Source organism: Marinimicrobium sp. C2-29 (assembly GCF_038419845.1).
Classification (GTDB): Bacteria; Pseudomonadota; Gammaproteobacteria; order Pseudomonadales; family Cellvibrionaceae; genus Marinimicrobium.
The window spans coordinates 96,512-123,492 of sequence record NZ_JBCAQT010000004.1 but is presented as its reverse complement, the minus strand read 5'-3'; the positions used below and the strand labels follow the sequence as shown (position 1 = coordinate 123,492).

The following is a 26,981-nucleotide window of genomic DNA, read 5'->3' as shown; positions in this document are numbered from 1 at the left end:
GTAAAGAGATATCCAGAATCTGGTTCCCCGGTCAGAGGGCTTTGCGCCCTCTGGTGTCACTGCCCTTCCTCTTACTCAGGGGGAGGAGCGCTGATTCCGATGGAGGCGGGGTAGCTGATCAGCTCACCGCCGGGCGTGGGGGCCGTAACAATGACATGCACTGTTCCGCTGGCGGCTTTATCATCCCCGGCCGTAATGGAAACCCCGATAGTGCTTGGCTCTGAAGAGCCGGCCAGCTCACCGTCAGGAAAAACCGCGGTCTGGACGTTGTTGGCCGCCTGGTCGTTGAGGGACACTACGGTGCCAGCGGGCATGCCGTTGCCGTTGCAGTCGGCCAGAAGCATGGTAACCGTGTCGGATTGGCCGGGGCCCAGGACCACATCCCGTGTTCCCGGCAGGTCGCCATCTTCCATGACATAGGGCACATCACAGCTCATGACCAGCATAATGTCATCGCGCACGGTCACGGAGTCCCGGTTGCAGTCGCCCGCGTCCCGCGAGGCATCGCTGCACAGTACGCCATTGTAGATGCCATCGCCCGGTTGGTAGGTGCTGCCGTTGCTCCCTTCATCGGGACTCAGCACGACGATTTCCTCATCGCTGTCGTAGTCCCGGTTGAAATTCTTGTCAAGGTAGGCCGTACCCAGGTCGTCGCAGCCGTTCACGTCCACGTCGGCATAGGACAGAGGGCGGTTGGGGTCGCACTGACCTTCGGAATTGTCCGAGAGAAATATGTCACTGGCGTGGTCGTAGAGGCCATTGCCGTTGTTATCGATGAACGATTCGTTACCCTGCGTGGTGGCCAAGATCCGAACCCGGCCCGGGCGGCAACTGGGTTCCCCTGCTGTGTTCGCAGGGAGGCCGGTGGGGCAAAAGACCCCCATGGGCTCCTCGGTGACATTAAAGCCCTGGGAGGGTTCCGGGCGAGGGTTCTGACTGCGCCAGGTCACGCTGCAGGCACCGTCCTGAGTGGTACAGCTGGAATCCACGGAGCCGCCGCTGGTAGTAAAGGTCACCGCTGTGCCGTCCGGCGCGGGGTTGTTGAACGCGTCGGCGAGACGCATGGTCAGTTGACTTTCGACCCCGTCGTAACGCCACCCGACCGGATGAAGATCGGTCGCTGACAGGGTGGCACTGTTCTGGTCGGGAATACCGGTGGAAACGACCAGCTCGCTGGACTGGGTAGAGATATCACCCACATCGGTGACGGTCGTCGCGGTAACGCGAACACTGGTGGGGGTGTTGCCCGCCTGAACGGTTGTGCTCACCTCGCCACTGCCGTTGCTGGTATCGTCGGTGTTTACCAGAGCCAGGCCGCCGGTGCCTGAGGGGCTGAGTGCGAACTGGACTTCCACATCACGCATCGGGCTGCCCGTGACCCCTTTGACCTGAAACGTCACTTTTGAGGTTTCCAGACCGCCGGTGCCCTTGAGACTGATTAGGTCGGGCTCTGCGCCGATAAACTCCAGGGTCTGGACAGTATCGCCCTCCACCGTGATGGTCGCTCTGGCGCTGCCGGCTTCAAGGCCTTCGTAAGTCGCGCGGGCGGTTACCTGGTCGTCGCCGGCGCAGCCGTTGGTATTGTAGGTGACTGTTGCTCGTCCATTGTTGGTGCTGACACTGTTGCCGCCCTCTTCATCGGTGTCGGTCAAGGTGGCGGCGCCGGAAGAAATGCAATCAGAGTTGAAATTGACATCAACAGAGTTGGTGATCAGCTCACCAGCATTGTTAACCATGGTTACGCTGAGGGTGGTGCTGCCACCGGGGGTGAGCATGGTATCGTTGCCTATGCCCAGCTCAATCTCTCCCGCGACGAAGTCGTCGGCGCTTCCCCGGCCAAGCTGGGCCGGCTCATTGTCAGCTTCGCCGTTGCCGTTGGCACCCCCTACGGCGCCGTCATCATTGATGCCATCCAGGCGCGAGCCGCTGTCGCCGCCGCCACAGGCTGTGAGGGTCAGACCAAGGAGCAAGGCCGCCAGGGTTTTCAGAGGGAGTGGCCGGAAATCTGGTGTTTGCATGGTGTCTTCCTGAGTTGCCGTTTCGTTTTTAGTAATAAAGGAGAGTGCCGGTTATTGTCGTTCTAACGTTAGCCCAGTTGGGGACGAGAATAAAGCACGCTCAGCCCGGAATATGGGCCTTTGGGCGGATTATAGGTATTTTCCGCGAATTGTGATACGTTGAAGCCTTGCCCGTTTCGGGTTGCGGCGCCGGGCGTCGCGGATCGGAGGCGGTGTCACCCGACCCGGTGTCCGACCGGGCGAGCCGGTTCGCTCCCGTCACAGAAAATGAACTCGTTGGCTGTAAATGGCCGACGATATCGTCGTGTTCGGCTGTTTTCGGCGTTTTTAGCACAAGATAGTGGCGGTTGGCATCCCGTTTGCCTTGCCTTTGCGGTGGCGAGCGGGTAATATGCTGCGCCCATTTGCCCGGCCCCTTTATGCAGGGGCTTTTTTGTCTGGAGTGTGAGCTGTGTCACACTTCGGGATCTATCGGTATCGAGAGAGACAGCGTATGACCACGGGCCTCTACAGCTTAGATGAGTTCAAAGACAACTGCGGCTTCGGCCTGATTGCCCACTTGAAGGGCCAGGCCAGCCACCGCTTGCTCGAGACCGCCATTGAGTCGCTGACCTGCATGACTCACCGCGGCGGTATCGCAGCGGATGGCAAGACCGGTGACGGCTGTGGCCTGTTGCTGCAAAAGCCGGACGGATTTCTGCGGGCCGTGGCCAAAGAGGCCTGCGATACTGAACTGACCGACATCTACGGTGTGGGCTCGGTGATGCTCAGCACCGACGAAGCCCAGGCGCAAAGTGCCCGCCAGGTTGTCGAGGAAGAGCTGCGCGCGCAATCGCTCTCGCCGGCGGGCTGGCGTGAAGTGCCGGTCGACAGTGGCTGCCTGGGACCGATTGCCCTGGAGTCCCTGCCGGTCTTCAACCACCTGTTCATCAACAATGACGGCGAGCTGAGCTCCGCGGAGTTCAATGCCCGCCTGTTTCTGGCTCGGCGTCAGGCCGAGGTCCGGCTGGCCGAGGACAAGTCGTTCTATATCGCCAGCTTCAGCTCCACGGTCATCTCCTATAAAGGGTTGATGATGCCGGTGGACCTGCCCCGCTTTTTTACCGACCTGGCGGACCCGCGCCTGGAGACGGCGATCTGTGTGTTCCACCAGCGCTTCTCCACCAATACGCTGCCCCAGTGGCCGCTGGCGCAACCCTTCCGCATGCTGGCCCACAACGGTGAAATCAATACCGTGATGGGGAACCGCAACTGGTCGGTGGCCCGGACTTCAAAGTTCAGCACTTCCCTTTTGCCCAACCTGGAGAGTGTCGCGCCCCTGGTCAACCGCGAAGGGTCCGATTCCTCCAGTCTGGACAATATGCTCGAAGTGCTGATTACCGGTGGTATGGAACTGCACCGGGCGGTGCGCATGCTGGTGCCGCCGGCCTGGCAGAATGTCGAGCACATGGATCCGCAGTTGCGCGCGTTCTACGAATACAACTCCATGCATGTGGAGCCCTGGGATGGTCCCGCCGGTCTGGTGATCACCGACGGTCGCTATGCGGTCTGTACCCTGGACCGCAACGGCCTGCGTCCCTCGCGTTGGGTGATCACCAAAGACGACATAATCACTGTGGCGTCCGAAGTGGGAACCTATGGCTATAAGCCTGAAGACGTCGTGGCCAAGGGGCGTCTGGGGCCCGGTCAGATCCTGTCGGTCGACACCGAAACCGGCAAGCTGTACCACACCAAAGACATTGACGAGCAGCTCAAGGGCCGTCAGCCATACCGGCAGTGGTTGAAAGACAACGCCCTGCGCATTGAAGCGACACTGGAAAACGATGTCGCTGAAGAGGGGTTGAGCGAAGAGCAGCTCAAGGCCTATATGAAGCTGTTTCAGGTGACCTTTGAGGAGCGCGACCAGGTGCTGCGTCCGCTCGCCGAGGGAGGCCAGGAAGCGGTAGGCTCCATGGGCGACGATACCCCCATGGCGGTGCTGTCCACCAAACAGCGGCCGCTGTATGACTATTTCCGTCAGCAGTTTGCACAGGTCACCAACCCGGCAATCGACCCGCTGCGCGAAGCCATTGTGATGTCACTGGAAACCTGTCTGGGACGCGAGCTGTCGGTGTATGAAGAAACCGAAGAGCACGCTGACCGGGTGATCCTGGGCACGCCCGTTCTGTCACCGGCCAAGTTCCGGGCGCTGATGGACGTTCCCCGTCCGGGGTACGAAGCGACTGTGGTATCGCTGGCCTACGACCCCGATCAGAGCAGCCTGAAGCAGGCTGTGGCCGACGTCTGTGCCGAAGCCGAGCGGCAGGTCGCCGCGGGCAAGGTCATTCTGGTGCTGAGCGACAATGGCATGGAAAAAGGTCAGTTGCCGGTGCATGCCCTGCTGGCGACCGGGGCGGTGCATCACCATCTGACCAAAGTGGGACTGCGCTGCGACGCCAATATTGTGGTGGAAACCGGCACCGCCCGGGACTCCCACCAGATTGCGACACTGATCGGTTACGGTGCCACCGCGGTCTATCCCTACCTGAGCTATCACGTACTGAACTACCTGATGGATACCGGCGAGCTGCTGCTCGACACCGACCAGGCCTACAAGGGCTACCGCAAGGGGGTGGACAAGGGGCTGCTCAAGATCCTGTCCAAAATGGGTATTTCCACCATCACCTCCTACCGGGGCGCCCAGCTGTTTGAAGCGGTGGGGCTGGCCGATGAAATCGTGGACACCTGCTTTACCGGGACCCAATCGCGCATTCAGGGCGCCACCTTCGAGGATCTGGAAGACGATCAGAAGATCATCGCCAAATCCGCCTGGCTGGCGCGCAAGCCGATTGTGCAGGGCGGCATTCTCAAGTATGTGCACGGTCAGGAGTATCACGCCTTCAATCCGGATGTGATCCAGACTCTGCAGCGTGCCGTCCAGTCCGGCGACTACGCTCTGTGGCGGGACTACTCCGGCCTGGTCAATGAGCGGCCGGTGGCGACTCTGCGTGACCTGCTCAAGTTGCGCGAGGGCGCCAAACCGATTCCGCTCAGTGAAGTGGAGCCGATGGAAGACATCATCAAGCGCTTCGACTCGGCGGGCATGTCGCTCGGTGCCCTCTCGCCCGAGGCGCACGAATGTCTGGCCCAGGCCATGAACCGGCTGGGCGGGCGCTCCAACAGTGGTGAGGGCGGCGAAGACCCGGCCCGCTTTGGTACCGACAAGGTCTCCAAGATCAAGCAGATCGCCTCCGGTCGCTTTGGCGTGACACCGCACTACCTGGTCAATGCCGAAGTGCTCCAGATCAAGGTGGCCCAGGGCGCCAAGCCCGGTGAGGGCGGCCAGTTGCCCGGCGGCAAAGTGAATGAGCTGATTGCCCGGCTGCGTTTCTCGGTGCCCGGAGTGACCCTGATTTCACCGCCGCCGCACCACGACATCTATTCCATTGAAGATCTGGCTCAGCTGATCTTCGACCTCAAGCAGGTGAACCCGGATGCCCTGGTGTCGGTCAAGCTGGTGTCACGCCCGGGCGTGGGCACCATCGCGGCCGGTGTGGCCAAGGCCTACGCCGACCTGATCACCATCTCCGGTTACGACGGCGGTACCGCGGCCAGTCCGCTGACCTCCATCCGCTATGCCGGCTCTCCCTGGGAGCTGGGCTTGAGCGAGACCCACCAGATGCTGCGCGCGAACGACCTGCGCGACAAGGTGCGGGTGCAGACTGACGGTGGCCTCAAGACCGGCCTGGACGTGGTCAAGGCGGCCATGCTGGGGGCCGAGAGCTTCGGCTTTGGTACCGGGCCCATGGTGGCCATGGGCTGTAAGTACCTGCGCATCTGTCACCTGAACAACTGCGCCACCGGTGTGGCGACCCAGCGCGATGATCTGCGCCGCAACCACTACATCGGCACCGTGGAAATGGCCATGAACTTCTTCAAGTTCGTGGCCGAAGAAACCCGTGAGCTGATGGCCCAGATGGGCGTGCGCAGCCTGGCGGACCTGGTCGGCCGTGTGGATCTGCTGGAGGCCATCGAAGGGACCACCAGCAAGCAGAAGCGTCTGGATCTGAGCCGCATCATCTACACCGATGACTTGCTCGAGTCCAAGCCCCAGCTGTGTGGTGTGGCCCGCAACACCCCCTTCGATAAGGGTGAGCTGGCCGAAGCCATGGTCAAAGACGTGATCTCGGCGGTTGAAGACAAATCCGGCGGCGAATTCGAGTTCCGGGTGACCAACTGCGACCGCTCCATCGGCGCGCGTATCAGCGGTGAGATTGCAAAACGCCACGGCAACCAGGGCATGGCTGACACGCCCATTACGCTGAAGTTGACCGGCGTCGCCGGGCAGAGCTTCGGCGTCTGGAACGCGGGCGGCCTGGATATGTATCTGGAAGGCGACGCCAACGACTATGTCGGCAAAGGCATGGCGGGCGGCAAGCTGGTGCTGCGCCCACCGCGCAATTCCAGCTTCAAGTCCCAGGACACCAGCATCATGGGCAACACCTGCCTATACGGCGCCACGGGCGGTAAGGTATTCGCCGCCGGCCAGGCGGGTGAGCGCTGTGGTGTGCGCAACTCCGGCGCCCATGTGGTGGTGGAAGGCGCGGGCGATCACTGCTGTGAATACATGACCGGTGGTGTGATCACCGTGCTGGGCCGCACCGGCGTCAACTTCGGCGCGGGCATGACCGGTGGCTTTGCCTATGTGCTGGATGAAGACAATACCTTTGTCGACCGATACAACCACGAGCTGGTGGAAATCCACCGGGTGGATGGCGAGTCGCTCGAAGCGCATCGCAACCATCTGCGCGGCGTGATTGCCGAATTCGTCCGCGAGACCGAGAGCGAGTGGGGCCAGCACCTGCTCGATGATTTCGACGGTTACGTGGGCAAGTTCTGGCTGGTGAAACCCAAGGCCGCGAACCTTTCCAGCTTGCTCAACGACATGGAAAAGCGCGGCGAGTAAGCCTGGGTGCGCTTTGAGCGTGCCCGACCCGACAAAGAAAGGTCAAACAAAGAAAGAGCGGACCCGTCGCCCGGTGCGGCGCGGGTCCCAACCGATTAGCTGAGGCAGTAATTATGGCCGGACGTTTGAGCAACAATTTCCAGTTTATTGATGTGGGCCGCCAGGATCCTGCAAAAAAGGATATGGAGGTGCGCCAGCACCAGTTTGTGGAAATTTACGAACCCTTCACCCAGGAAGAGGCCGCCAGTCAGTCACACCGGTGCCTGCACTGTGGCAACCCCTACTGCGAGTGGAAGTGCCCGGTACACAACTTCATTCCCAACTGGCTCAAGCTGATTTCGGAGGGCAACATCTTCGAGGCGGCCGAGCTGAGCCACCAGACCAACTCCCTGCCCGAGGTCTGCGGCCGGGTCTGCCCGCAGGACCGGCTGTGTGAGGGCGCCTGTACCCTGAATGACGGTTTTGGCGCGGTGACCATCGGCAACGCCGAAAAGTACATTACCGACACCGCCTTTGCCATGGGCTGGAAGCCGGACATGTCCGAGGTCAAATGGACCGAGAAGAAGGTGGCCATCATCGGCGCCGGTCCGGCCGGCCTCGGCTGCGCCGATGTACTGGTGCGCAGCGGCGTCAAGCCAGTGGTATTCGATCGCTACCCGGAGATCGGGGGTCTTCTGACCTTTGGCATTCCCGAGTTCAAGCTGGACAAAGACGTGATGACCCGTCGTCGGGAAATTTTCACCGAAATGGGCATGGAGTTCCGCCTGAACACCGAGGTGGGCAAAGACGTCACCATCGAAGAATTGATGGATGAATACGATGCCATCTTCATGGGGATGGGGACCTACACCTACATGAAAGGCGGGTTCCCCGGTGAAGATCTGCCCGGCGTACACGATGCGCTGCCGTTTCTGGTGGCCAACGTGAACCGCAACATGGGTTTTGAAAAAGACCCGCAGGACTTCATCAGTGTAAAGGGGCAGCGTGTTGTGGTTCTGGGTGGTGGTGACACGGCCATGGACTGTAACCGCACCTCCATTCGCCAGGGCGCCGAGAGCGTGACCTGCGCCTACCGCCGCGACGAAGAAAACATGCCCGGCTCCCGGCGAGAAGTGGCCAACGCCAAAGAGGAGGGCGTGAAGTTTCTGTTCAACCGTCAGCCGGTAGCCATTGTGGGCGAAGACCGGGTCGAGGGTGTGAAGGTGGTGACCACCGAGCTGGGCGAGCCGGATGAAAACGGCCGTCGCCGCCCCGAACCGGTGCCCGGCAGTGAAGAAGTTCTGCCTGCGGATGTGGTGCTGGTGGCATTCGGCTTCCGTCCGAGCCCGGCGCCCTGGTTTGATGATCACGGCATCAAGGTCTCCGACTGGGGCGGTGTGGAAGCGCCGGAAGTGCAGGAATACAAGTTCCAGACCGCGAACCCCAAAGTCTTTGCCGGTGGCGACATGGTGCGCGGCTCCGACCTGGTGGTCACCGCCATCTGGGAAGGGCGCGAAGCGGCCGACGGTATTCTCGACTATCTGGAGGTCTAGGCCCCGCGCCTCGACCCCACAATTGAGCCTTCTATGACCGAACTCAAGAACGATCGCCTGCTCCGCGCCCTGGCCCGGCAACCCGTCGACGTCACTCCCGTGTGGATGATGCGCCAGGCCGGGCGCTATCTGCCCGAGTACCGGGCCACCCGCGAGCGGGCCGGAGACTTCATGGGCCTGTGCGGTAACCCGGACCTGGCCTGTGAAGTCACGCTCCAGCCGCTGGAGCGCTACCCGCTGGACGGGGCCATCCTGTTCTCCGATATTCTCACCATCCCCGATGCCATGGGGCTGGGGCTGTATTTCGAGCCGGGTGAGGGCCCCAAATTCCGCAAACCGGTGCGCACCGAAGCCGATATCAACGCGCTCGATGTCGTCGACCCGGACGCGGATCTGCCCTATGTGCTGGACGCGGTCAAAACCATCCGCCGTGAGCTGGGTGGACGGGTACCGCTGATCGGCTTCTCCGGCAGCCCCTGGACCCTGGCGACCTACATGATCGAAGGTGGCTCCAGCCGGGACTTCCGCATTGCCAAGCAGATGATGTACGACCGCCCCGAGCTGATGCATCAGTTGCTGGACACACTGGCGCAGTCGGTGATCGGCTACCTGAATGGTCAGATCCGCGCTGGCGCCCAGGTGATCCAGATTTTTGATACCTGGGGTGGCGCCCTGTCCCACGCAGCCTATGAAGAGTTCTCGCTGCGCTATCTGCAGCAGATCGTCAGCGGCCTGATCCGCGAACACGAAGGGCGTCAGGTGCCCGTCATCCTCTTCACCAAAGGCGGCGGTCAGTGGCTGGAGCGCATGGCCGATACCGGCGCCGATGCCCTGGGCCTGGACTGGACCACGGACATCGGCCAGGCCCGTCGTCGGGTGGGCGACCGGGTCGCCCTGCAGGGCAATATGGACCCGACCATTCTATATGCCCGCCCCGACCGTATCCGGGCGGAAGTGGCCGATATTCTCGCCTCCTACGGCACGGGGCCCGGCCATGTGTTCAACCTGGGTCACGGCATCACCCCTGAAGTTGATCCCGAGCACGCGGGGGCTTTCATCCGGGCGGTACACGAGCTTTCGGCCCAGTACCATGAGTCGTCGAAGCACCGGGAGGGGTAGCTTGACTCCGCGGAGGGTTCTGATTCACTATCTGTAGCATCCTGCCTGGTTTTTGACTACACTGGCTGAATAGATGGATTTGACGCCGGCCTCACGGCTTAGAGGGCACCTTAGTGGGAATCAAACAAGTCAAACTGGATGTCAACGAAATTACCGTTGGCATGTATGTCTCGGGTCTCGATCGACCCTGGACCCAGACCCCGTTTCCCCTCCAAGGCTTCTTTATCCGGGATCTGGACGAGATTCGGCAGCTCAAAAGCCTCTGCAAACACGTCTATATCGATGTGGTCAGAGGGCGTTCCCCGGTGTCTACCAACCTGCAGACCATCCCTTCAGACAGCCTGCGCAGCCGCATCACCGCCCGCGAGAACAAGCACGCCCCCGCCAAGGTCAATGTGGCCCCGCTGCGCATCCAGCGCCATCAGTACGGCCCGGTTCAGCCACTCAAAAAGGAAATCAAGAAAGCCCGTCAGCTGCACCAGAGCGTTTACCACGCCGTGGGCGAGGTGCTGGACTACCTGGGCAGCAACGAATTGCACCGGGTACCGATTCTGGAAACCAAACGCCTGGCGAGCGACATGGTAGACAGTGTGGTGCGCAACCCCGACGCCTTCACCTGGCTGTCGCGGGTGCAGGAAAAAGACGAATATACCTACAGCCACGCCATTCGCTGCTCGGTCTGGGCCATTCTTTTCGGGCGCCATATCGGGCTGCCCAAGCGCGATCTCGATGTGCTCGCCATGGGGGTACTGCTCAAGGATGTGGGCAAGGTGAAGCTCGACCAGGGGCTGCTCACCAAGACCCAGCGCACGCCCGACGAGGAGAAGCAGTACGAGAGCTTCGTGGAAAGAGGGGTGGAGATCCTGCGCAAAACCCCGGGGGTTGAGCCGCGCGTGATCAGTGTGGTCAAAACCCACTGTGAGCGGCTCAACGGCAGCGGTTTCCCGCTCCACCTCCAGGGCGACAAAATCCCGCTGCTGGGCAAGATAGCGGGGGTCGTGACCTTTTATGACAACACCACCAACCCCCGGGGCGCCAGCCAACCCATTGCGCCCTCCAAGGCGGTCAGTCGGCTGTATGAGCTGCGCAACACGCAGTTTCAGGAAGAGCTGGTGGTGGAATTCATCCGCGCCATCGGTCTGTATCCGACGGGCACCCTGGTGGAACTGAGCACCGGCGAAGTGGGTGTGGTGGTCGAACAGAACTTTGAGCGTCGCCTCAAACCCAAGGTGATGCTGGTGCTCGATGCGGTCAAGTCGCCCCTCGAGTCGCCTCAGGTGTTTGACCTTGCCGAGGACGACCGACGCAAGCAGGCACTGATCGACTCGGGTAAAAAGACCTTGGAAGAGATCGAGAAAGTCGAGATCGCGCGCGACCTGGAGCCGGGCAGCTATGAGGTGGATATCACCGCCGTGCGCGACAGTTACATCCTGAAACAGGAAAAGTCCGGCCTGATGTCGCTGCTCGAGCGGTTTCAGCCCTGAATCGCGTTCCCCAGTCTCTCACCCATCCGGGTGCGGCTGCCGGCGCTGTACGCCGTGTCCCACTCTACCCGATCTTTGGCAAATAGCACGATGGCGGTGGAGCCGAGCTTGAAGCGGCCCATTTCCTCGCCTTTTTCCAGGGAGATGGCCTTCTGTCCCGGGCGGTAGTCCAGGGTCTGGATTCGCCGTTTGACCGGAGCCGCTTCGCCGCCCCAGACCGTTTCGATACCTGCGACAATCATTGCACCCACCAGCACCACGGCCATGGGGCCCCGGTCGGTATCAAAAATGGCCACCAGCCGCTCGTTGCGTGAAAACAGGCGCGGTACCTGATTGGCGGTGGCGTTGTTGACCGAAAACAGGTCGCCCGGGATGGCCACGGTGGTCCGCAGCTGACCGCCGTACGGAATATGCACCCGGTGATAATCCTTGGGGGCGAGATAAACCGTGGCAAAGGCGCCGTCATCGAATTCGTGCGCCAGCTGTTCATCGCCGCCGAGCAGCTCCCGCGTTGTGTAGAGCTGGCCCTTGGCCTGGAAAATACGGCCTTCACTGATGGTGCCCAATTGGCTGATGACTCCGTCGGCGGGGCAGACAACCGCCTCGCTCTCGGGCGCGATGGGCCGGGCGTCGGGCTTCAGTGCCCGGGTGAAAAAGTCATTGAAACAGGCATAGGCGCGCGGGTTTTCCTCGGCGGCCTCACTCATATCGACCTGGTAGCGTTTGATGAACCACTCGATAAACCGGTTTTTGATTGCCGGGGCTCGGTGATTGGCCAGCCAGCCGGCGGCACGCGAGAGCCGGTGCTGGGGCGTGATATACTGAAGGGCAGCGAATAATTTCTCGTTCATGGTTTCTCTTTCTCAGGAGCTGGGCGGTCCAATCAAGAATGCGGCGTCATCTTAGCAAATCTGTGGTTTTCCATCTTGCCTTTCCGCTGCCTGCCTTTGCGTTCGGTGCTTTCTTTACGTTCGGTATGGGGTGCCGCACGGGATGGATCTGACGCGAGTAGTGATCGAGGTGCTGGGCGGGCTCGGCCTGTTCCTGCTGGGCATGACACTGATGACCGAGGGTCTGCGCGCGCTGGCCGGCGACGCCATCCGGGGCGTGTTGATGCGCTTTACCCGCAGTCCACTCACCGGTGTGATGACCGGGCTGACCAGCACGGCGATCCTGCAATCCTCCAGCGCCACCATTGTGGCGACCGTGGGGTTTGTGGGCGCGGGCCTGCTCAGCTTTTCCCAGGCACTCGGCATTGTCTTCGGCTCGGCGCTGGGCACCACCATGACCGGCTGGTTGGTGGCGGTCATCGGCTTCAAACTGAAACTGTCGGTGATGGCCGCTGTGCTGGTGTTTGTCGGCGCCATGATCCGGCTGTTCGCCTCCCGCTCTCTGGGCGGGCTGGGGTTTGCGCTGGCCGGCTTCGGGCTGATCTTCATCGGCATCGAGGGCATGCAGGGCGGCATGGAGGGGCTGCGCGAGTTCGTGGATTTCAGGCAGTTTCCGGCCGACAGCCTCTCCGGCAAGCTCAAGCTGGTGCTGGTGGGGGTCCTGTTCACTATCGTGACCCAGTCTTCCAGTGCCGGGGTTGTAGCGGCACTTACCGCCCTGTACACCGATGCCATTGTCTTTGAACAGGCCGCGGCGCTGGTGGTGGGCATGAACATCGGCACCAGCTTTACCGCCGCTGTGGCCACCATCGGGGGCAATGTGGCGGTGCGCCGTACCGGCTTCTCCCATGTGGTGTACAACACCTCGGTCAGTGCCATTGCCCTGTTTCTGATCACCCCCTATATCGCCTTCTGGCAGTGGGCTTCTCCCGCCGTCTTTGACGCCCAGGAAGAATTCGCCCTGGTGGGCTTCCATACCGCGTTCAACCTGCTCGGGGTGCTCTGCGTGCTGCCGTTCACCCGGCAGTTCGCCCGTCTGATCGAGCGGCTGTTTCCGGAAAAGCCCTTCGGCTATCAGCAGATCCTGGATCGCGGCCTGCTCAAATACCCCGAGCTGGCACTGACAGCGGTGCAGAAAGTGCTGGCCGAGCAGGTGGCGCGTATCGCCGAGCAGTTGACCTATATTCTGGGGGAAACCAGCCGTTCGGCGCCGCTGGGGGATATGGGCCGGGAGCTGGATGATGTGCAGGAATATCTTGACGCCATTCACCTGGAGGACACCTCGGGCAGCCAGTGGGAGCGCCTGCTGGCGGCCATTCAGGTCGTGGAGCACCTGCAGCGTCTGCTCGAACGCTGCGAAAACAAGACGGTCTCCATGGCGCTGCGCGAGAGTGAGGATCTTCCCCGGGCGCGGGCGCTACTGGGTCAACTGGTCCACGTGCTCAACGGCAAGCAGACGTTGGCGCTGGAACGAGTGAAGGAATTGGTCGCAGAAATGACCGAAATCGAGCAAACTACGCGGCAACAGACCATGCACGACATCGCGCAGGGGCGTCTGGATTTCAAGCGAGGGGTTGGCCGTATGGAGCTGCTGCGCTGGTTACAGCGGGTGGCGGTGCATATAGAGCGGATCGATCTACACAGTCGCGAACTCAACTACCGGCGCAACCAGCGGCAATAACCTATGACCTCCATACCCTCCCAGAATATCGCCGAACCCTCGCTGGTGGCGGCCACGGCCCCCGACCTCGATGATCTGGTGGCGCTCGAGCAGCGCTGCTTTGACAGTGACCGGCTCAGCCGGCGCAGTTTTCGGCGCTGGCTTGATGGCGATCAGTGCGTGTTCCTGCTGGCCCGCGATGGCCAGCGGCTGGCGGGGTACATTCTGGTGCTGTTTCACCGGGGCACCCGGCTGGCGCGCATTTACTCATTGGCCGTGGACCCGGACTACCGTGGCCGGGGGCTGGCCCGTCGGCTGATCGCGTCGGGGGAGGAGGGGGCGCGCTCGAGCGGGTGCTTCTACATGCGCCTTGAGGTCAGTAGTCAGAATCGCAACGCGATCGCGCTCTATGAGACGCTGGGCTACAAGCAGTTCGGGCTCTACCAGGACTACTACGAAGATCACAGCGATGCCCTGCGTTACCAGAAGCGCATCCGGCTGGTGAGTGATACGGCCTACCATCGCGCCATTCCCTGGCTGGCCCAGGGGACCCGCTTCACCTGCGGCCCCGCTGCGCTGATGATGGCCCTGGCCGCACTGGATCCGGAGTATATTCCCTCCGCAACCGAAGAACTGCGCCTCTGGCGCGAGTCCACGACCATTTTCATGACCTCCGGCCACGGCGGATGCCACCCCATGGGGCTGGCGCTGGCGGCGCTGGAGCGTGGCTTTGCCGCCGAGGTCTGGGTCAATCAGCCCGGCCCACTGTTTCTGGACGGTGTGCGCGATGAGAGCAAGAAGCCGGTGATGACGCTGGTGCATGAGGATTATCGCGCCGCTCTGGAGCGGCGCGATACCCCGGTACATTACCGGGACCTGCGCCAGGATGACCTGATTACCGCCTTTGAGCGTGGCGGCGTGCCCCTGATTCTGATCAGCACTTACCGGATGGACAAGAAAAAAGCCCCGCACTGGGTGGTGATGAGTGGTTACGATGACGACTGCATCTACGTCCATGATCCCGACCCCGACGGTCAGGGCCAGACGGCCCTGGATTGTCAGTACCTGCCCCTGGCGCGGGCCGATTTTGAACGGATGAGCAGTTTCGGACGCGGCCGTCTGCGCACGGCGGTGATTCTCACCCGCCCGGGCCTGGACTGAGGGCGAAGGGAGTCGGTATGACAGAATTCGAGTTTGAAGTGAAACGCTCCACCCGCCGGCGCACAGTCAGCCTCGAGGTGCGCGATGCTCGCCTGCTGGTGCGGGCGCCCCTGGGCGTCTCCGAGCGGGAACTGGCACGTCTGGTTCAGCGCAAGGGCCCCTGGGTCAGAAGCAAGATCCGCGCTCAGCAGCAGCTTCTGGCCGCCATCCCGGAGTACCGCTATGTGACGGGCGAATCGCTGCCCTGGCTGGGGTCGACACTGGCATTGGATGTGACCGAAGCGCCGGCCGGCAGGGCCGAGCGCCGAGGCGGTCAGCTACGGGTGGGCCTGTCGCGGCGCAGTCGTCAACCGGCGCGCGAGCAGACGCGGCGATTGGTGCAGGGCTGGTATCGGGACGAGGCCCTCAGGCTCCTGACCGAGAAAACCCATCGGCTGACCGCCCGGCTGGGGCTGCGGTGCACCGGCGTGAACGTGCGGGTCACCCGCTCCAAATGGGGTCACTGCACCAGCCGCGGCGCCATTCAGTACAACTGGCAGATTGTGCTGGCCCCCGAGTCCATTGTGGACTATCTTGTGGCTCACGAAGTGTGCCACCTGCGCCATCACAACCACAGCCGCGCCTTCTGGCAGCTGGTGGAGCAGGTCTGCCCCGATTACCGGGAGCTCAGAGACTGGCTCAAGGCCAATGGCCGGACGCTGGTGCTCTGACTCCACTGTTTTTACTATTCACTCTGTCGCACTAGGAATCCCACCATGAGCTCAATGAGCGAAGACGCCGTTGAAAACCTCGACCGCTTTATTGTTGAAGCCCTGGAGAAAGGGGGAGTGTATGGCCTGGAAGGCCCCGAGGGCTGGGCGCTCTGCCCGTCGGAGAAGTACGAGCAGAGCGACGTCATGCCACTCTGGTCCTCTCTGGAGCTGGCCCAGCCGCACTGCCGCGAGGAGTGGAGCGACTACCGGCCGGTGGCCATCGAACTGGAAGAGTTGCTGGATGACTGGCTCCCGGGAATGCACGACGACGAGCTGCTGGTCGGCGTCAACTGGGACGAAGAGCTTGAAGGCGAAGAGCTGGAGCCCATCGACCTGCTGGAAGAGTTTGAGCAGGAGCTGAGCTGAGCGGGTAGGGCGTGACCCCGGCCATTACGGTCTGGGAAACTGAGCCATATACTTGCGCTCCATGCGCTGTTTCCAGCGCCAGACCCAGGCGCCGCCCCAGACCCAGTTGCCCCAGCGCGCCAGGGCAAACTCATCGCCACAGGCCAGAACGCTCAGGGCGCGCTTTGCCGGCTTGAAGGTGCGCAAGGGCTCGCCAGCGAGGGCACGCGCCAGATTGGCGGCCAGCACTTTGGCCTGACGCTCGGCCTGCGCCTCGGTCTGGGTCTGCAGGGGGCCGGCGGCACTGGCGATTTCGCCCACGGCAAAGACACCGGGGTGGCTGACTGACTGAAGCGACTGGTTGACCTGGATCAGCCCCCGGTCATTCACCGTCAACCCCGAGTCGGTCAGCCACTGACTGGCCTCGCCCGGCCGGCACCAGATCACTTTGTCCATGGGCAGATGTTGCTGGCGCTCGGTCAGAATCTGGTCCGCTTCCACCCGGGCGACCTCAAACAACGGGTGCACGCGAACCTGTCGCTCCTGCAACAGCTGGGCTGCCCTGAGCTGGGCCGCCAGAGGGAAGTCCGGTAGCAGCTTGCCGCCGGTGTGGACCAGATGTATCGAAACGGGTGCCTTGAGGCTGTCGTCCCGACCGAGTCGGTGGCGCAGAGCCAGTGCCATTTCCACCGCCGTGAGGTTGTTTCCGACCACGCCCAGATTGACCCGATCGATGCGCTCGCGGGTATGCAGTTGCTCCAGGGTTTCCTGCCACAACGGCAGAAACCGGTTGATCGGCTTGAGGCTCAGGGCGTGCGTCTCGATTCCCGGGGTACGGGTATCGGGCTGCAGGCCGGTGTTCAGCGATACCAGGTCGAAGTCCAGGCTGGTCCCGTCTTCCAGTGTGACTCGCCGCTCCTGTGGGTCGAGCCCGACGGCCCGACCAAACACCAGTTCGGTTTCAGTGGCACGGCACAGCTGCCCCAGATCGATATGGCAGTCGCGAAAGCGGTAGTGGCCGGCGACCAGGCCGGGTGGCATACCCGGATAGGGCACGAAGCGTTCCGGAGAGATCAGTACGACCCGGATATCGTCTGGTAGCAGCCCTCGGGCATTGAGCAGGTAGAGCGCGTGAGTGTGTCCGCCACCGACCAGGAGCAAGGTTCGCATAAGAGCAGGGCTCGGGTAAAAGGCCAGAGCATAGCGGAGACGGGCGCCAGCGTCTATTCCCGGTGCCCGCTTCACCGGGACGGGCGGGCATCAGGCCTCCTGGCTACCGGCGATGTCTTCATCCACAAAGCCAAAGAGGTAGTCGTGCAGAATATCCACCTGGTGCAGCTGGACATAGGATTCGAGCTGCTCCATCTGGGCAAACGCAGGGCTGATCGCGGCGGTGGGGGTCAGCCGGTAGTCGCGGGTCACCAGAACAAACGATTTATTGGCTGTGGGCACCGGGGTTTTGTGCAACAACTGCAGCACGCAGAAGTCGAAGTCCAGGCATAGCCGCATCAGGCTGGGGTAATTGGTTTCCTGACGGTCGATGAAGCGGATTTCCCGGCTCCCCAGTAAGTCGTCCGGGTTGAGTGAGTGTTTGGGCATAGGCACGGCTCGTTGAAGGGACGGGTTGAGGGGGCGCGTTGCTCTGGTGGCAACGTGGCTGGCCCGATCGTCATGATGGCCCGAGACTAACTGACCGCCGGGCGCGGTTTCGCATTACAACACAGGGTCGAACAGACCCGCGTGATCTGCCTCACAAAAGTCCGAGAGGCTGTCACGAGAGTCTGCGCTATGACGTATGCTGAGTGATCGGCGGCGTTCCAATTAAATGAACAGAAGCGAGTGGGAAATTATGAGAAAAACTGTGCAAAATCGGTTGTGGTTGGCGGTGCTGGTCCTGATGTTGAGCGCCTGCTCTCACTTTCCCATCGGGCTGGAAGAGCCGCAGGTGAAAGTGATGGGGTTGGAGTTGATGCCCTCTCAGGGGATGAATCAGCGCATTGCGGTGCACCTCGGGATCAGCAACCCCAACGGGCGGGATTTGTCCCTGCGGGGGATCTCTTATAACATCGGCATCGAAAACATTGAGGTTCTCAGTGGCACCACCAGTCGTGTGCCCACGCTCAAGGCCTATGAGGAGACGCCGGTGACCGTGGAAGTCTCGGCCAACCTGCTCTCCATTGCCCGCCTGGTGGAGCATTTTACCCGCCGCGAAGTGAGCGACCGAGTCAGCTATAACTTTGACGCCAAACTGGACTTCAGCCAATGGTTGCCGGCCATGCGGGTGCAGGAGCAGGGCGAAATAAAACTGCAGTACTAAAACATCACTGATCAGGATCGTGCATGAACGAAGTCGTTGTATCCCCCGACGCCGAAGAGCGTATTGCCCTTAAAGACTATACCGAAAAGGCGTACCTGGACTATTCCATGTACGTCATTCTGGACCGGGCGCTGCCCAATATTGGCGACGGGCTCAAACCGGTCCAGCGGCGCATCGTCTATGCCATGAGTGAGCTGGGGCTGAAGGCTACCGCCAAGTACAAAAAGTCCGCGCGTACCGTGGGCGATGTCATCGGCAAGTTTCACCCGCACGGCGACTCGGCCGCCTACGAGTCCATGGTGCTGATGGCGCAGCCGTTCTCCTATCGCTACACCCTGGTGGAGGGACAGGGCAACTGGGGCTCCCCGGACGATCCCAAATCCTTCGCGGCCATGCGCTACACCGAATCGCGCCTGGCGCGCTACAGCGAAGTGCTGCTGGAGGAGCTGGGGCAGGGCACGGTCGACTGGCAGCCCAACTTCGACGGCACCATGGATGAGCCCAAAGTGCTGCCCGCCCGGGTGCCGAACGTGCTGCTCAATGGCACCACCGGTATTGCCGTGGGCATGGCCACCGACATCCCGCCGCACAACCTGCGGGAGGTGGTCAACGCCTGTGTGCACCTGCTGGACAACCCCAAGGCCGACGTCGAGGCGCTGTGCGAGCACATTCTGGGCCCGGATATGCCCACCGAGGCGGAGCTGATCACCCCCCGTGAGGACCTGATCAAGATGTACCAGACCGGGCGCGGCAGCCTGCGCATGCGCGCCATCTGGAGCCGGGAGAAAGACAGCGGCGACATCGTCGTGACCGCGCTGCCCCATCAGGTGAGCGGCGCCAAGATTCTGGAGCAGATTGCCGCCCAGATGCAGGCCAAGAAGCTGCCCATGGTCACCGACCTGCGCGACGAATCCGACCACGAAAACCCCACCCGGCTGATCATCACGCCGCGCTCCAATCGCATTGATGACGAACAGCTGATGCAGCATCTGTTCGCCAGTACCGACCTGGAGAAAACCTACCGGGTCAACATGAACATGATTGGCATCGATGGTCGCCCGGGCGTGAAGAGCCTGGATACCATCCTGTCCGAATGGCTCAGCTTCCGCACCGTGACCACCCGGCGGCGCCTGCAGTTTCGTCTGGACAAGGTGGAAAAGCGACTGCACTTGCTGGAAGGCTTGCTGGAAGCCTACCTGAATATCGACGAAGTCATCCATATTATCCGTACCGAAGATGAACCCAAGCCGGTGCTGATGAAGCGCTTCAAGCTGAGCGAGGTTCAGGCGGACTACATTCTCGATACCAAACTGCGCCAGCTGGCGCGGCTGGAAGAAATGAAAATCCGCTCCGAGCAGGAGAGCCTGGAAAAGGAGCGCGACAAGCTGGAGAAAGTCCTGGGTTCGGCCACCCGGCTGAAAACCCTGGTGCGCAAGGAGCTGCTCGAAGTGGCCAAAGACTATGGCGATGATCGCCGCTCGCCCCTGGTGGAGCGCGAGGTGGCCCAGGCGTTCAGCGAGAACGAGCTGATCAGCGTCGATCCCATCACCGTGGTCGTGTCCGAAAAGGGCTGGATCCGCTCCGCCAAGGGCCACGACATCGATCCGGCGGCCCTGAGTTACAAAGCCGGTGACAGCTTCAAATTTGCCGTTCGCGGCAAAACCAATCAGAGCGTCATGCTACTCGACTCCACGGGCCGCAGCTACGCCATCGCCGCGCACAACCTGCCCTCGGCCCGCGGGCAGGGGGAACCATTGAGTGGACGCCTCAACCCGCCCAACGGGGCAAGCTTCGAGGGGGCTCTGATGGGCCCGGATGAGCAGCGCGTGCTGCTGACCTCCGATGCTGGCTACGGCTTTGTGGCCCGGCTCGCCGACCTGTTCAGCAAGAACCGCGCGGGTAAAACCATGCTCACCCTGCCCAAGGGGGCACAGGTTATGGCGCCCCAGCTACTGGACAACCCGGAAGAGGACCTGCTGGCCGCTGTCAGCAACGAGGGTCGCCTGCTGGTGTTCCCGGTGACCGAGTTGCCCGAACTGGCACGGGGCAAGGGCAACAAGATCATGAACATCCCCTCGGCGCGGGTGCAGAGTCGCGAGGAGTATGTGATTGCCGTGGGAGTGATCGGTGAGGGGCAGGCACTGACGCTCCATGCCGGTCGCCGGCATCTGACGCTCAAGGCGAGCGATCTGGACCACTACCGGGGCGAGCGCGGCCGGCGCGGCAACAAGCTGCCCCGCGGGTTTCAGAAGGTGGATCGGGCCGAAGTCAGTTAAGCTGGAGCCGATTGCCGCACAATAACAACAATGCCGACATGGTAATGTCGGCGGATAGAAAAGAGGACCACGCGATGAGCGAAGATAAACGGGAACACAGCCGCACGCCCATGGCCTGCCGGATCAAAATTCAACATGAATCCATTGGCGAATTGGTGGTCAAAACCCGTGACATCTCCGATGGCGGCGTCTTTGTCGTGCTGGAACCGGACCAAGTGCCGCCTGTAGGCTCGATCGTCACCGGGCAGGTGCAGGGAATGATGGTCGAGGCGCCCGTGCTGGAAATGGAAGTGGTGAGAACCGAACCCGAAGGTGTGGGCCTTAAATTCATCAACGTATAAGGGGAATCTGATGCGGATGGTCAAACCCGTACTCACTGTGGGCATAGCCGCGCTACTGGCGCTGCTGTTGGCTTCGGTCCTGCTGCAGTCGCGGCCGCTACAGGCGGCGGTGGTGTTGCAGTACCACCATGTGAGCGACACGACGCCCAGGTCCACCAGCGTCACGCCCGAACGTTTTCGCGAGCATATGGATTATATCGAGGCGCAGGATTTTGAAATCGTGCCCCTGGAAACGCTGGTTGAGAAACTCAAAAAGGGCGAAGAACTGCCGGATAATACGGTGGCCATCACCTTCGATGACGCCTACGACTCGGTTTATGATACCGCTTACCCGCTGCTCAAAAAGCGCGATTGGCCGTTTACCGTCTTTGTGAATACCGAGCCACTGGATCAGGGCAAGAATGGCTTCAGCACCTGGGCGCAACTGCGGGAAATGGCCGAGGAAGGCGGAGCCACCATCGCCAACCACAGCACCAAACACAATCACCTGCAGCGGCAGAAATCCGGCGAGAGCCAGAAGCAGTGGCGTGAGCGTATCCGATCGGAAGTGGTCGATGCCGAGCAGCGTATTGAAGAGGAAACGGGCCAGAGCCATCGGATGCTGGCCTACCCCTACGGTGAATACAACAATCAGGTCAAAGCACTTCTGGAGGAGCTGGATTTTGTGGCCTTCGGTCAGCAGTCCGGCCCCATCGGATCGCACAGCGATCTGTACGCACTGCCGCGCTTCCCCTTCGGCGGCTCGTTCGCCGAGATGGAAGACTTTGTGACCAAGGTGAATACCCGCCCCATGCCCATCGACTCCGTTTCGCTCTACGAGGATATGGAGCTCAAGTCCCCACTGGATGAGGTGGTGGTGCCCGAGGGTGAGCGTCCCGTCCTGGCCGTGACGCTGGAGGATGAGTCGCTCAGCTCCCGGGTCAACTGCTTTGCCTCCATGCAGGGTGCGATTGAGGTCAAGGCGGAAGGGGCCAGGTTCATCACCCGGGCCAACAAGCCCCTGACTCCGGGCCGTGTTCGCTATAACTGCACCGCCAGCACGGGTGAGTCCGGCCGCTTTTACTGGTTCTCCCAGCAATGGCTGGTCACCGATAAAAAGGGCAACTGGGTTCACGAAGATTGACCCAGGCTCGACTCACTCTTTGGTAGGGTGGGCTTCGCCCACCAACAAGCGTCGCAAACCGCGAGCGCCCTTAAACCAACAATAACAGGAACTGTGCCATGCGCTCGCCTATCTTTCCCCTCAGAGGGCTTCTGTTCGGCGCCTTGTGCGCCCTGGCCTTGGCCGCAAACGCACAATTTGTCGATCACTTCGAGGGTGATTCGATCGACGAACAGTGGGGGTCCTTTACCGGTGATGGCGATGCGAGCCTGGAATTCATCCCCAGAGGTGGCTTTGCGCGCATGGAGATGGATGCCTCCGACGACCGGCACAATGTCTGGTGGTCAATCATCAAGCGCAATGTGGCCGGGGATCTGGATCTGGAAAAATTGCAGGACCCCGACTATGAGCTGCGAGTGGAGGCGCGTATTCGCGTCAGCCATGCGCCCAAGCGGGTGAACTTCATGATCAACACCCAGCGCACCACCGACTTTCACCAGCATCTGCGCGAATATGACATTCCCGACAGCGACGGCTGGCATGTGATCAGCATGACCACGCGTGATCTGGATGTCGCTCCCGGCGATGCGCTCAATGTTCAATTGAGTGCGACCGATTGGGGCCCCGATCAGTATCATCTGGATGTGGATTATTACCGGGCCGACGTTGTGCTCGCCTCGGAGGCGGATCCGGACCGGGGTGAACCCCTGGTCTATCACCCGCCCGTGCCCGCGCTCGATACTTTCGATCACCGTCGGAGCGTGGACCAGGATGCGCTGCTCAATCGGGATTTCCCCGAAGTGAATTTTGATGGCTGGAGCACTCGTGATGGCGATAGGCGGGTGCGTGTTCTTACCGTCAGTGCCAGGCAGTGGCCGATTCTGCGCTGGGACTTCGATGAGCTGCAAAACGAGTCTGGCCGAGCCGGGGAGGCGGATGGCGCCGGCGTACTGGAGTTGACCACGCATTCAGTCTTCGCGGGCGGTGACTACGTTGGTGCCCATGGGGAAGATCTGGGGGTGGAGTTCGACAAAATCCGCGTCTTTGAGGTGTTCGGTGGGCCGGCCGACTGGCAGCAGAGTTCGATCACCTTCGAGCGCTTTGCTCAGGGTAAACCGCTGGCCGAGCTGTTCAACAGCCAGATGACCTTTGATGTGGCTCCGGCCCGGCAGAAAGGCGGTAAAACCCGGATCACGCTCCCCAGACCGGTCATGCAGCGGTTACTCAATGGCACAACCCGCGGCCTGTTGATCCGCCCCCTGGGAGCGCTGGAAGCCTCCTTCTACGATTCGGAGGAAGGCGCCGCTCGCGCTCCCACCCTGTACTTCAACTTCAACACCCGGTAGGGCCGCCCCGAGTCTTACCCCAATACCCCGTAGGGTGGGCTCCGCCCACCACTTTATTGGCTTTCGCTCTGCGATGCCTCTTGCGCCTCAGCCTCAGCCTCAGCCTCCTCCTGCGCCTCCACCTCGGCCAGACGCGCCTGGATATTTTCCAGGTCGTTATACCGGATGAGCTCCTTGAGCTCCTCGATATAGGCCTGCCCCCGGCTGGAGTAGCGGTGTAGTCCCTCTACCATCTGCAGCCCCTTCAGAGGCTGGTCGTTTGCGCGCAGCTTGGCACGGATCTGGCGCACCTCCCGGTAGGCCCGGTTGGTGTTGATATTGCGAAAGTAGGTGGCAAGCGCCTCGTTCACCGACGCAAACTTTTGCACCTCGTGGCTCATGTCTTCGGCACGGGCGTTGGGTACCAGGCCGCAACCCTTGCGATAACACCACTGGCCGAACAGGTTGTTGGCCTCCACCGCAAAGCGCGAGGTGCCCCAGCCGGACTCGGCGGCGGCCTGCGCCAGTACCATGTCAGACGGGATGATGTCCGCGCGACGGCGCAGTGCTTCCAGTGCCTGGCCCGTATCCGGGTAGTTGTCTTCACTCACCCGAAAGTGAATTCGCAGCTTCTCCAGTCGTGCCCGCTGCTCAGAGGTGAGTTTACCGGTGTTTTTGCGGGCGTCACGCAGGGCTTCGATTTCCGCGCGCAGCTGCTTGAGCTGGCTGTTGCGCCACTCCACCATGGGCAGGAGCATCTCGAAAAAGGCGCGTTTGCGCGCCGGAATGTCGCTGATCGAGCGAAAGTCGGGTAGCTGGCTGACCGTCTCGGGTTTGGGGATGGCGGGGTCCTCCTCTTCGGCCATCTCCATGGGCTCCGGGAGGTGGGCGATCAGATAAAACGCGAGTACCAGGCAGCCAACGGGGAAGGCCACAAAGGCCAGGCCCAAAAACCACTGGGTAACACTCTGCTTCATGAATTCACCTTTAGTATTGATTGAAATCGTGTCTCGGCCGCATCGTCGGCACTGGCGTCGTTGGCGCCAAATCCGACAGGCAGCGCTGTCTACAAGTCGAGCTCGCGTCTCAGTGCCTCGAGCCGCTGATGGTTCTCTTCGGCCGACAGCGGGGTCTCGGTGGTCTCCGGCAGGGCCGGTGCCTGGGGCCGGCTCAAGCGAGCGCCGTTCATTACCTCTTCGCACAGGCGCCGGTAGTGCCGTTCAAACACCGGAAACGCCACTTTTTCCGGGCTGCTGACCAGGAAAAACCAGTCGCTCGCCACTCCGGCGTGGTAGACCGCCGGGTGGCTCCAGCGCTGGGCCGCCTTGGGGCTGGGAGCCCGGCAGGCCTCCACGTAGGCGCTGTGGGCATCGGGCAGGCCGTAGCTCTCCGGGTCGCCCTGGCAGGCGCGAATCATGCGGTTGAGCGTGGGGAGAAATTCCGAAGTTTCAATGACACGCCGGGCGCCGCGCCGGATGGTGTCCGGCTCGAACTGGGTCAGACTCTCGAGCCAGAGCTTTTTGATCTGGTTGAGCACCTGGGTGTCGGTGTAGGCCTTGTAGTACTGGTTGTGATAATTGATGCGAAACAACGCAAAGGCCTCATTGAGCGCGTCGATATGCTCGTCGGTGGCCTCGCGCCGGCGGCGCTCATCGGGCCCAGCTGCGGTCTGTGAGGTCCTGGACGAGGCTGCGATCTCTTGTTCGACTTGCGAGAGAAGGGTCTTGCTGTCCTGCATCTTGGCCTGCCTGTGAGTTCTGCGTATTCAGGGCATGCTGTCGCGCCCAGTGAAATTTGACGTGTTGCAGGAACTTGGTGTTCCAGGAGCTGTGCACTTGGTTGCTGTCGCGCCAGTAGAGCACAAATTCCGGCACCTGCCGCCGGGCGAAGTCGATATCGATATTGGCCAGTCGCAACACATCATAGACATCCTGACTGGGCTGCCAGTTCTCCGGAATCCGGCGCGGCTCGGTGTCGTGCTCCAGAGCCGCATTATACCTGAGCCACTGGCGCTTGACGTGCTGGATGAACTTACTGTTCCAGGTCCGGCCCAGATCACCCCGTTCCTGCCAGTAAAGCACAAATTCCGGAATGGCGTCTTCAATAAAAGCCAGACTGATGTTGGCGTGCTTGACCAGCACTTCCAGCGCGTCCCGGCTGGGCCGCCAGTCAGCGTGCATGCCGGTTTCCCGGTTCTGGCGCACCTGTTGCTGGGTCTCTTCCTCGCGCCATTGGCGCAGCAGGTGTTTGAGAAACTTGGCCCCCCAGGCGTGGTGGCTCTCGCCCCGCTCGCGCCAGTAGGCAATAAACTCGGGCAATTGGCGACGCACGAAGTGATCGGGGATGTTGTGTTGCGCGATGTGGCGCATCAGCTCGGCATCCGGCTGCCAGTTGGGGGCGATACGGTTGGCGCGGCTGCGCCCCTCTGGCGGCGGGGGCGGCTGGGACGCCGCCTGGGGTGCGGCTTGCGGGCCCGCTGCCTCCTGCGCCTCGTTGAAGGCCAGCTTCAGGCTGTGGCTCTCGCCATAGGGGGCGGAGTCGAGCAGGATGATCCCCTTGTCGCGCAGGCTTTTGCTGACCCGCTGGATATCGTAATCGTTCCAGAAGGGTAGCAACTGCTGGACGAGTGCCTGCTCCAGTTCCAGCCAGCGGTGGCCCCGGCTGTAGGTGCCGGGCCGGTACTGGGCGACGTCATTCAGAGCGCTGAGCATGACCGCCTCTTCCAGGCCGATGGTGGCAGCCAGAGAGGGAGAAAAGAGCAGGGGTTTCTCGGGGATCAGGGACGACGTCATGGCCGCTACTTTATCACTGTTTGGGGGCTGGCTGCATTGAGCTGTTATTATACGGCTTTTACGCAGCGCCGTTCGTTCAACGGGTAAGTCAAAGCCACCAGAGTCAACCGGGAGGTTGTTTTGCCGAAAAAGAAAGCCAAGCCCCGCTTTACCGCGAAAAACGCCGACAGGCACGATCTGTATCAGCGCAGCGTGCAGGCGCCGGAATTTGAGGTGGAGTTTTTTGACAGAACCTTCAAAAAACTGCGCAAGCGTCGGCCCTTTTCCATGCGGGAAGACTTTTGCGGTACCGCGCTGCTGTGTGGCCACTGGGTCGACAGCCATAAAAAACGCACGGCGCTGGGGGTGGACATTGACCCCGAGGTTCTGGAATGGGGGAGCGAGCACAACCTGGCACCCTACGGCGAGCCCGGCGACCGGGTCACTCTCGCCCGGCGTGACGTCCGGCAGGTGACACGGGAGAAGTTTGACCTGATCAATGCCATGAACTTCAGTTACTGGATTTTTCAGGAGCGCAAAGAGATGTTGCGCTATTTCAAGGCGGTCCGTCAGTCTCTGGTCAAAGACGGGATCTTTTTTCTGGATATGTACGGTGGCTGGGAATCGCAGGAAGTGATGCAGGAGAAGCGAAAGATCGAGGGCGGCTTCACCTATATCTGGGACCAGAACAGCTTCAACCCCATGACCAACGAAGCGGTCAACTACATCCACTTTCATTTTAAAGACGGCAGCAAGATGGATAAGGCGTTCAAGTACGTCTGGCGCTGCTGGTCCATGGTGGAGATTCGCGAGCTGCTCGATGAAGCGGGCTTCAAAAAGCTGCACATCTATTGGGATGTGGCCGATGGCAGCTTTCGGGAGCGCAAAAAAGTCGAGAACCAGCCCGGGTGGTTGGCCTATATCGCCGCGCTGGCTTGATGAT

The 26,981-nt window shown here is 61.5% G+C and carries 21 protein-coding genes; 14 read left to right on the top strand and 7 right to left on the bottom strand.

Annotation, left to right across the window (positions count from 1 at the left end; all coding sequences use genetic code 11):
- Positions 1-71 precede the first annotated feature (71 nt).
- Positions 72-2,018, bottom strand: coding sequence for a hypothetical protein (locus tag AAE484_RS05430; protein WP_341937329.1), 1,947 nt, complete (start codon positions 2,016-2,018; stop codon positions 72-74).
- A 493-nt stretch (positions 2,019-2,511) separates the two neighbouring features.
- On the opposite strand from AAE484_RS05430, the gene gltB reads away from it, so the two are divergent.
- The 4 genes from gltB (at position 2,512) to AAE484_RS05410 (ending at position 11,098) form a co-directional block, all read left to right on the top strand.
- Positions 2,512-6,963: a glutamate synthase large subunit gene (gene gltB, locus AAE484_RS05425; RefSeq protein ID WP_341937328.1), complete on the top strand. Its 4,452-nt coding sequence runs from the start codon at positions 2,512-2,514 to the stop codon at positions 6,961-6,963.
- Positions 6,964-7,076: 113 nt separating this feature from the next.
- Entirely contained in the window at positions 7,077-8,495 is a 1,419-nt protein-coding gene (locus AAE484_RS05420; protein ID WP_341937327.1) for an FAD-dependent oxidoreductase, read from the top strand.
- A 33-nt stretch (positions 8,496-8,528) separates the two neighbouring features.
- Positions 8,529-9,614, top strand: a complete 1,086-nt coding sequence (gene hemE / locus AAE484_RS05415) for a uroporphyrinogen decarboxylase (RefSeq protein ID WP_341937326.1) — start codon at positions 8,529-8,531, stop codon at positions 9,612-9,614.
- Positions 9,615-9,727: 113 nt separating this feature from the next.
- On the top strand, positions 9,728-11,098 hold the full coding sequence (locus AAE484_RS05410) for an HD-GYP domain-containing protein (protein ID WP_341937325.1): 1,371 nt from the start codon (positions 9,728-9,730) through the stop codon (positions 11,096-11,098).
- Here AAE484_RS05410 and asd read toward each other — a convergent pair.
- Complete coding sequence (gene asd / locus AAE484_RS05405; RefSeq protein ID WP_341937324.1) at positions 11,089-11,949, bottom strand: archaetidylserine decarboxylase; 861 nt, start codon at positions 11,947-11,949, stop codon at positions 11,089-11,091. The two genes, AAE484_RS05410 and asd, sit on opposite strands and share 10 nt — an antisense overlap.
- Before the next feature lie 142 nt (positions 11,950-12,091).
- Between asd and AAE484_RS05400 the strand changes: the two genes are divergently transcribed.
- From AAE484_RS05400 to AAE484_RS05385, 4 genes are read left to right on the top strand one after another with little or no spacing between them, the layout of a single operon-like run.
- Positions 12,092-13,669 (top strand): Na/Pi cotransporter family protein, encoded by a 1,578-nt coding sequence (locus AAE484_RS05400; protein ID WP_341937323.1) that lies wholly within the window; start codon positions 12,092-12,094, stop codon positions 13,667-13,669.
- A gap of 3 nt (positions 13,670-13,672) precedes the next feature.
- Positions 13,673-14,809, top strand: coding sequence for a GNAT family N-acetyltransferase/peptidase C39 family protein (locus tag AAE484_RS05395; RefSeq protein WP_341937322.1), 1,137 nt, complete (start codon positions 13,673-13,675; stop codon positions 14,807-14,809).
- A 17-nt stretch (positions 14,810-14,826) separates the two neighbouring features.
- The gene (locus AAE484_RS05390; RefSeq protein ID WP_341937321.1) at positions 14,827-15,519 is read left to right on the top strand and encodes a M48 family metallopeptidase; all 693 of its coding nucleotides are present in this window, start codon (positions 14,827-14,829) and stop codon (positions 15,517-15,519) included.
- A gap of 45 nt (positions 15,520-15,564) precedes the next feature.
- Positions 15,565-15,927, top strand: a complete 363-nt coding sequence (locus AAE484_RS05385; RefSeq protein ID WP_341937320.1) for a DUF2750 domain-containing protein — start codon at positions 15,565-15,567, stop codon at positions 15,925-15,927.
- Positions 15,928-15,951: 24 nt separating this feature from the next.
- Here AAE484_RS05385 and AAE484_RS05380 read toward each other — a convergent pair whose 3' ends face one another.
- Together AAE484_RS05380 and AAE484_RS05375 are read right to left on the bottom strand one after the other, a co-directional pair.
- The gene (locus AAE484_RS05380; RefSeq protein ID WP_341937319.1) at positions 15,952-17,076 is read right to left on the bottom strand and encodes an FAD-dependent oxidoreductase; all 1,125 of its coding nucleotides are present in this window, start codon (positions 17,074-17,076) and stop codon (positions 15,952-15,954) included.
- A 90-nt stretch (positions 17,077-17,166) separates the two neighbouring features.
- The gene (locus AAE484_RS05375) at positions 17,167-17,505 is read right to left on the bottom strand and encodes a hypothetical protein (protein ID WP_341937318.1); all 339 of its coding nucleotides are present in this window, start codon (positions 17,503-17,505) and stop codon (positions 17,167-17,169) included.
- A 262-nt stretch (positions 17,506-17,767) separates the two neighbouring features.
- On the opposite strand from AAE484_RS05375, the gene AAE484_RS05370 reads away from it, so the two are divergent.
- From AAE484_RS05370 to AAE484_RS05350, 5 genes are all read left to right on the top strand, one after another.
- Positions 17,768-18,223, top strand: a complete 456-nt coding sequence (locus AAE484_RS05370) for an LEA type 2 family protein (RefSeq protein ID WP_341937317.1) — start codon at positions 17,768-17,770, stop codon at positions 18,221-18,223.
- 23 nt (positions 18,224-18,246) lie between these two features.
- Positions 18,247-20,499 (top strand): DNA topoisomerase IV subunit A, encoded by a 2,253-nt coding sequence (parC, locus tag AAE484_RS05365; RefSeq protein ID WP_341937316.1) that lies wholly within the window; start codon positions 18,247-18,249, stop codon positions 20,497-20,499.
- A gap of 74 nt (positions 20,500-20,573) precedes the next feature.
- Positions 20,574-20,840: a PilZ domain-containing protein gene (locus AAE484_RS05360; RefSeq protein WP_341937315.1), complete on the top strand. Its 267-nt coding sequence runs from the start codon at positions 20,574-20,576 to the stop codon at positions 20,838-20,840.
- 10 nt (positions 20,841-20,850) lie between these two features.
- On the top strand, positions 20,851-21,963 hold the full coding sequence (locus AAE484_RS05355; RefSeq protein ID WP_341937314.1) for a polysaccharide deacetylase family protein: 1,113 nt from the start codon (positions 20,851-20,853) through the stop codon (positions 21,961-21,963).
- Positions 21,964-22,061: 98 nt separating this feature from the next.
- On the top strand, positions 22,062-23,288 hold the full coding sequence (locus AAE484_RS05350; protein WP_341937313.1) for a hypothetical protein: 1,227 nt from the start codon (positions 22,062-22,064) through the stop codon (positions 23,286-23,288).
- Positions 23,289-23,341: 53 nt separating this feature from the next.
- Here the strand turns inward: AAE484_RS05350 and AAE484_RS05345 are convergent, their stop codons facing one another.
- The 3 genes from AAE484_RS05345 to AAE484_RS05335 form a co-directional block, all read right to left on the bottom strand.
- The gene (locus AAE484_RS05345) at positions 23,342-24,244 is read right to left on the bottom strand and encodes a glucosaminidase domain-containing protein (protein WP_341937312.1); all 903 of its coding nucleotides are present in this window, start codon (positions 24,242-24,244) and stop codon (positions 23,342-23,344) included.
- Positions 24,245-24,333: 89 nt separating this feature from the next.
- Positions 24,334-25,005, bottom strand: coding sequence for a replication protein P (locus AAE484_RS05340; RefSeq protein WP_341937311.1), 672 nt, complete (start codon positions 25,003-25,005; stop codon positions 24,334-24,336).
- Positions 24,917-26,059: a DnaT-like ssDNA-binding domain-containing protein gene (locus tag AAE484_RS05335; RefSeq protein ID WP_341937310.1), complete on the bottom strand. Its 1,143-nt coding sequence runs from the start codon at positions 26,057-26,059 to the stop codon at positions 24,917-24,919. The genes AAE484_RS05340 and AAE484_RS05335 overlap by 89 nt, the downstream gene beginning before the upstream one ends.
- Positions 26,060-26,179: 120 nt before the next feature.
- On the opposite strand from AAE484_RS05335, the gene AAE484_RS05330 reads away from it, so the two are divergent.
- A complete protein-coding gene (locus AAE484_RS05330) occupies positions 26,180-26,977 on the top strand; it encodes a class I SAM-dependent methyltransferase (protein WP_341937309.1) in 798 nt (265 codons plus the stop codon).
- The last annotated feature ends 4 nt before the right edge of the window (positions 26,978-26,981 follow it).

Coding starts and splice junctions, on each gene's coding strand:
- AAE484_RS05380 (WP_341937319.1), bottom strand. CDS start 17,076: ATGCGAACCTTGCTCCTGGTCGGTGGCGGACACACTCACGCGCTCTAC.
- AAE484_RS05355 (WP_341937314.1), top strand. CDS start 20,851: ATGCGGATGGTCAAACCCGTACTCACTGTGGGCATAGCCGCGCTACTG.
- AAE484_RS05385 (WP_341937320.1), top strand. CDS start 15,565: ATGAGCTCAATGAGCGAAGACGCCGTTGAAAACCTCGACCGCTTTATT.
- AAE484_RS05375 (WP_341937318.1), bottom strand. CDS start 17,505: ATGCCCAAACACTCACTCAACCCGGACGACTTACTGGGGAGCCGGGAA.
- AAE484_RS05430 (WP_341937329.1), bottom strand. CDS start 2,018: ATGCAAACACCAGATTTCCGGCCACTCCCTCTGAAAACCCTGGCGGCC.
- gltB (WP_341937328.1), top strand. CDS start 2,512: ATGACCACGGGCCTCTACAGCTTAGATGAGTTCAAAGACAACTGCGGC.
- AAE484_RS05360 (WP_341937315.1), top strand. CDS start 20,574: ATGAGCGAAGATAAACGGGAACACAGCCGCACGCCCATGGCCTGCCGG.
- AAE484_RS05340 (WP_341937311.1), bottom strand. CDS start 25,005: ATGCAGGACAGCAAGACCCTTCTCTCGCAAGTCGAACAAGAGATCGCA.
- AAE484_RS05395 (WP_341937322.1), top strand. CDS start 13,673: ATGACCTCCATACCCTCCCAGAATATCGCCGAACCCTCGCTGGTGGCG.
- AAE484_RS05400 (WP_341937323.1), top strand. CDS start 12,092: ATGGATCTGACGCGAGTAGTGATCGAGGTGCTGGGCGGGCTCGGCCTG.
- asd (WP_341937324.1), bottom strand. CDS start 11,949: ATGAACGAGAAATTATTCGCTGCCCTTCAGTATATCACGCCCCAGCAC.
- AAE484_RS05390 (WP_341937321.1), top strand. CDS start 14,827: ATGACAGAATTCGAGTTTGAAGTGAAACGCTCCACCCGCCGGCGCACA.
- parC (WP_341937316.1), top strand. CDS start 18,247: ATGAACGAAGTCGTTGTATCCCCCGACGCCGAAGAGCGTATTGCCCTT.
- AAE484_RS05350 (WP_341937313.1), top strand. CDS start 22,062: ATGCGCTCGCCTATCTTTCCCCTCAGAGGGCTTCTGTTCGGCGCCTTG.
- AAE484_RS05335 (WP_341937310.1), bottom strand. CDS start 26,059: ATGACGTCGTCCCTGATCCCCGAGAAACCCCTGCTCTTTTCTCCCTCT.
- AAE484_RS05345 (WP_341937312.1), bottom strand. CDS start 24,244: ATGAAGCAGAGTGTTACCCAGTGGTTTTTGGGCCTGGCCTTTGTGGCC.
- hemE (WP_341937326.1), top strand. CDS start 8,529: ATGACCGAACTCAAGAACGATCGCCTGCTCCGCGCCCTGGCCCGGCAA.
- AAE484_RS05420 (WP_341937327.1), top strand. CDS start 7,077: ATGGCCGGACGTTTGAGCAACAATTTCCAGTTTATTGATGTGGGCCGC.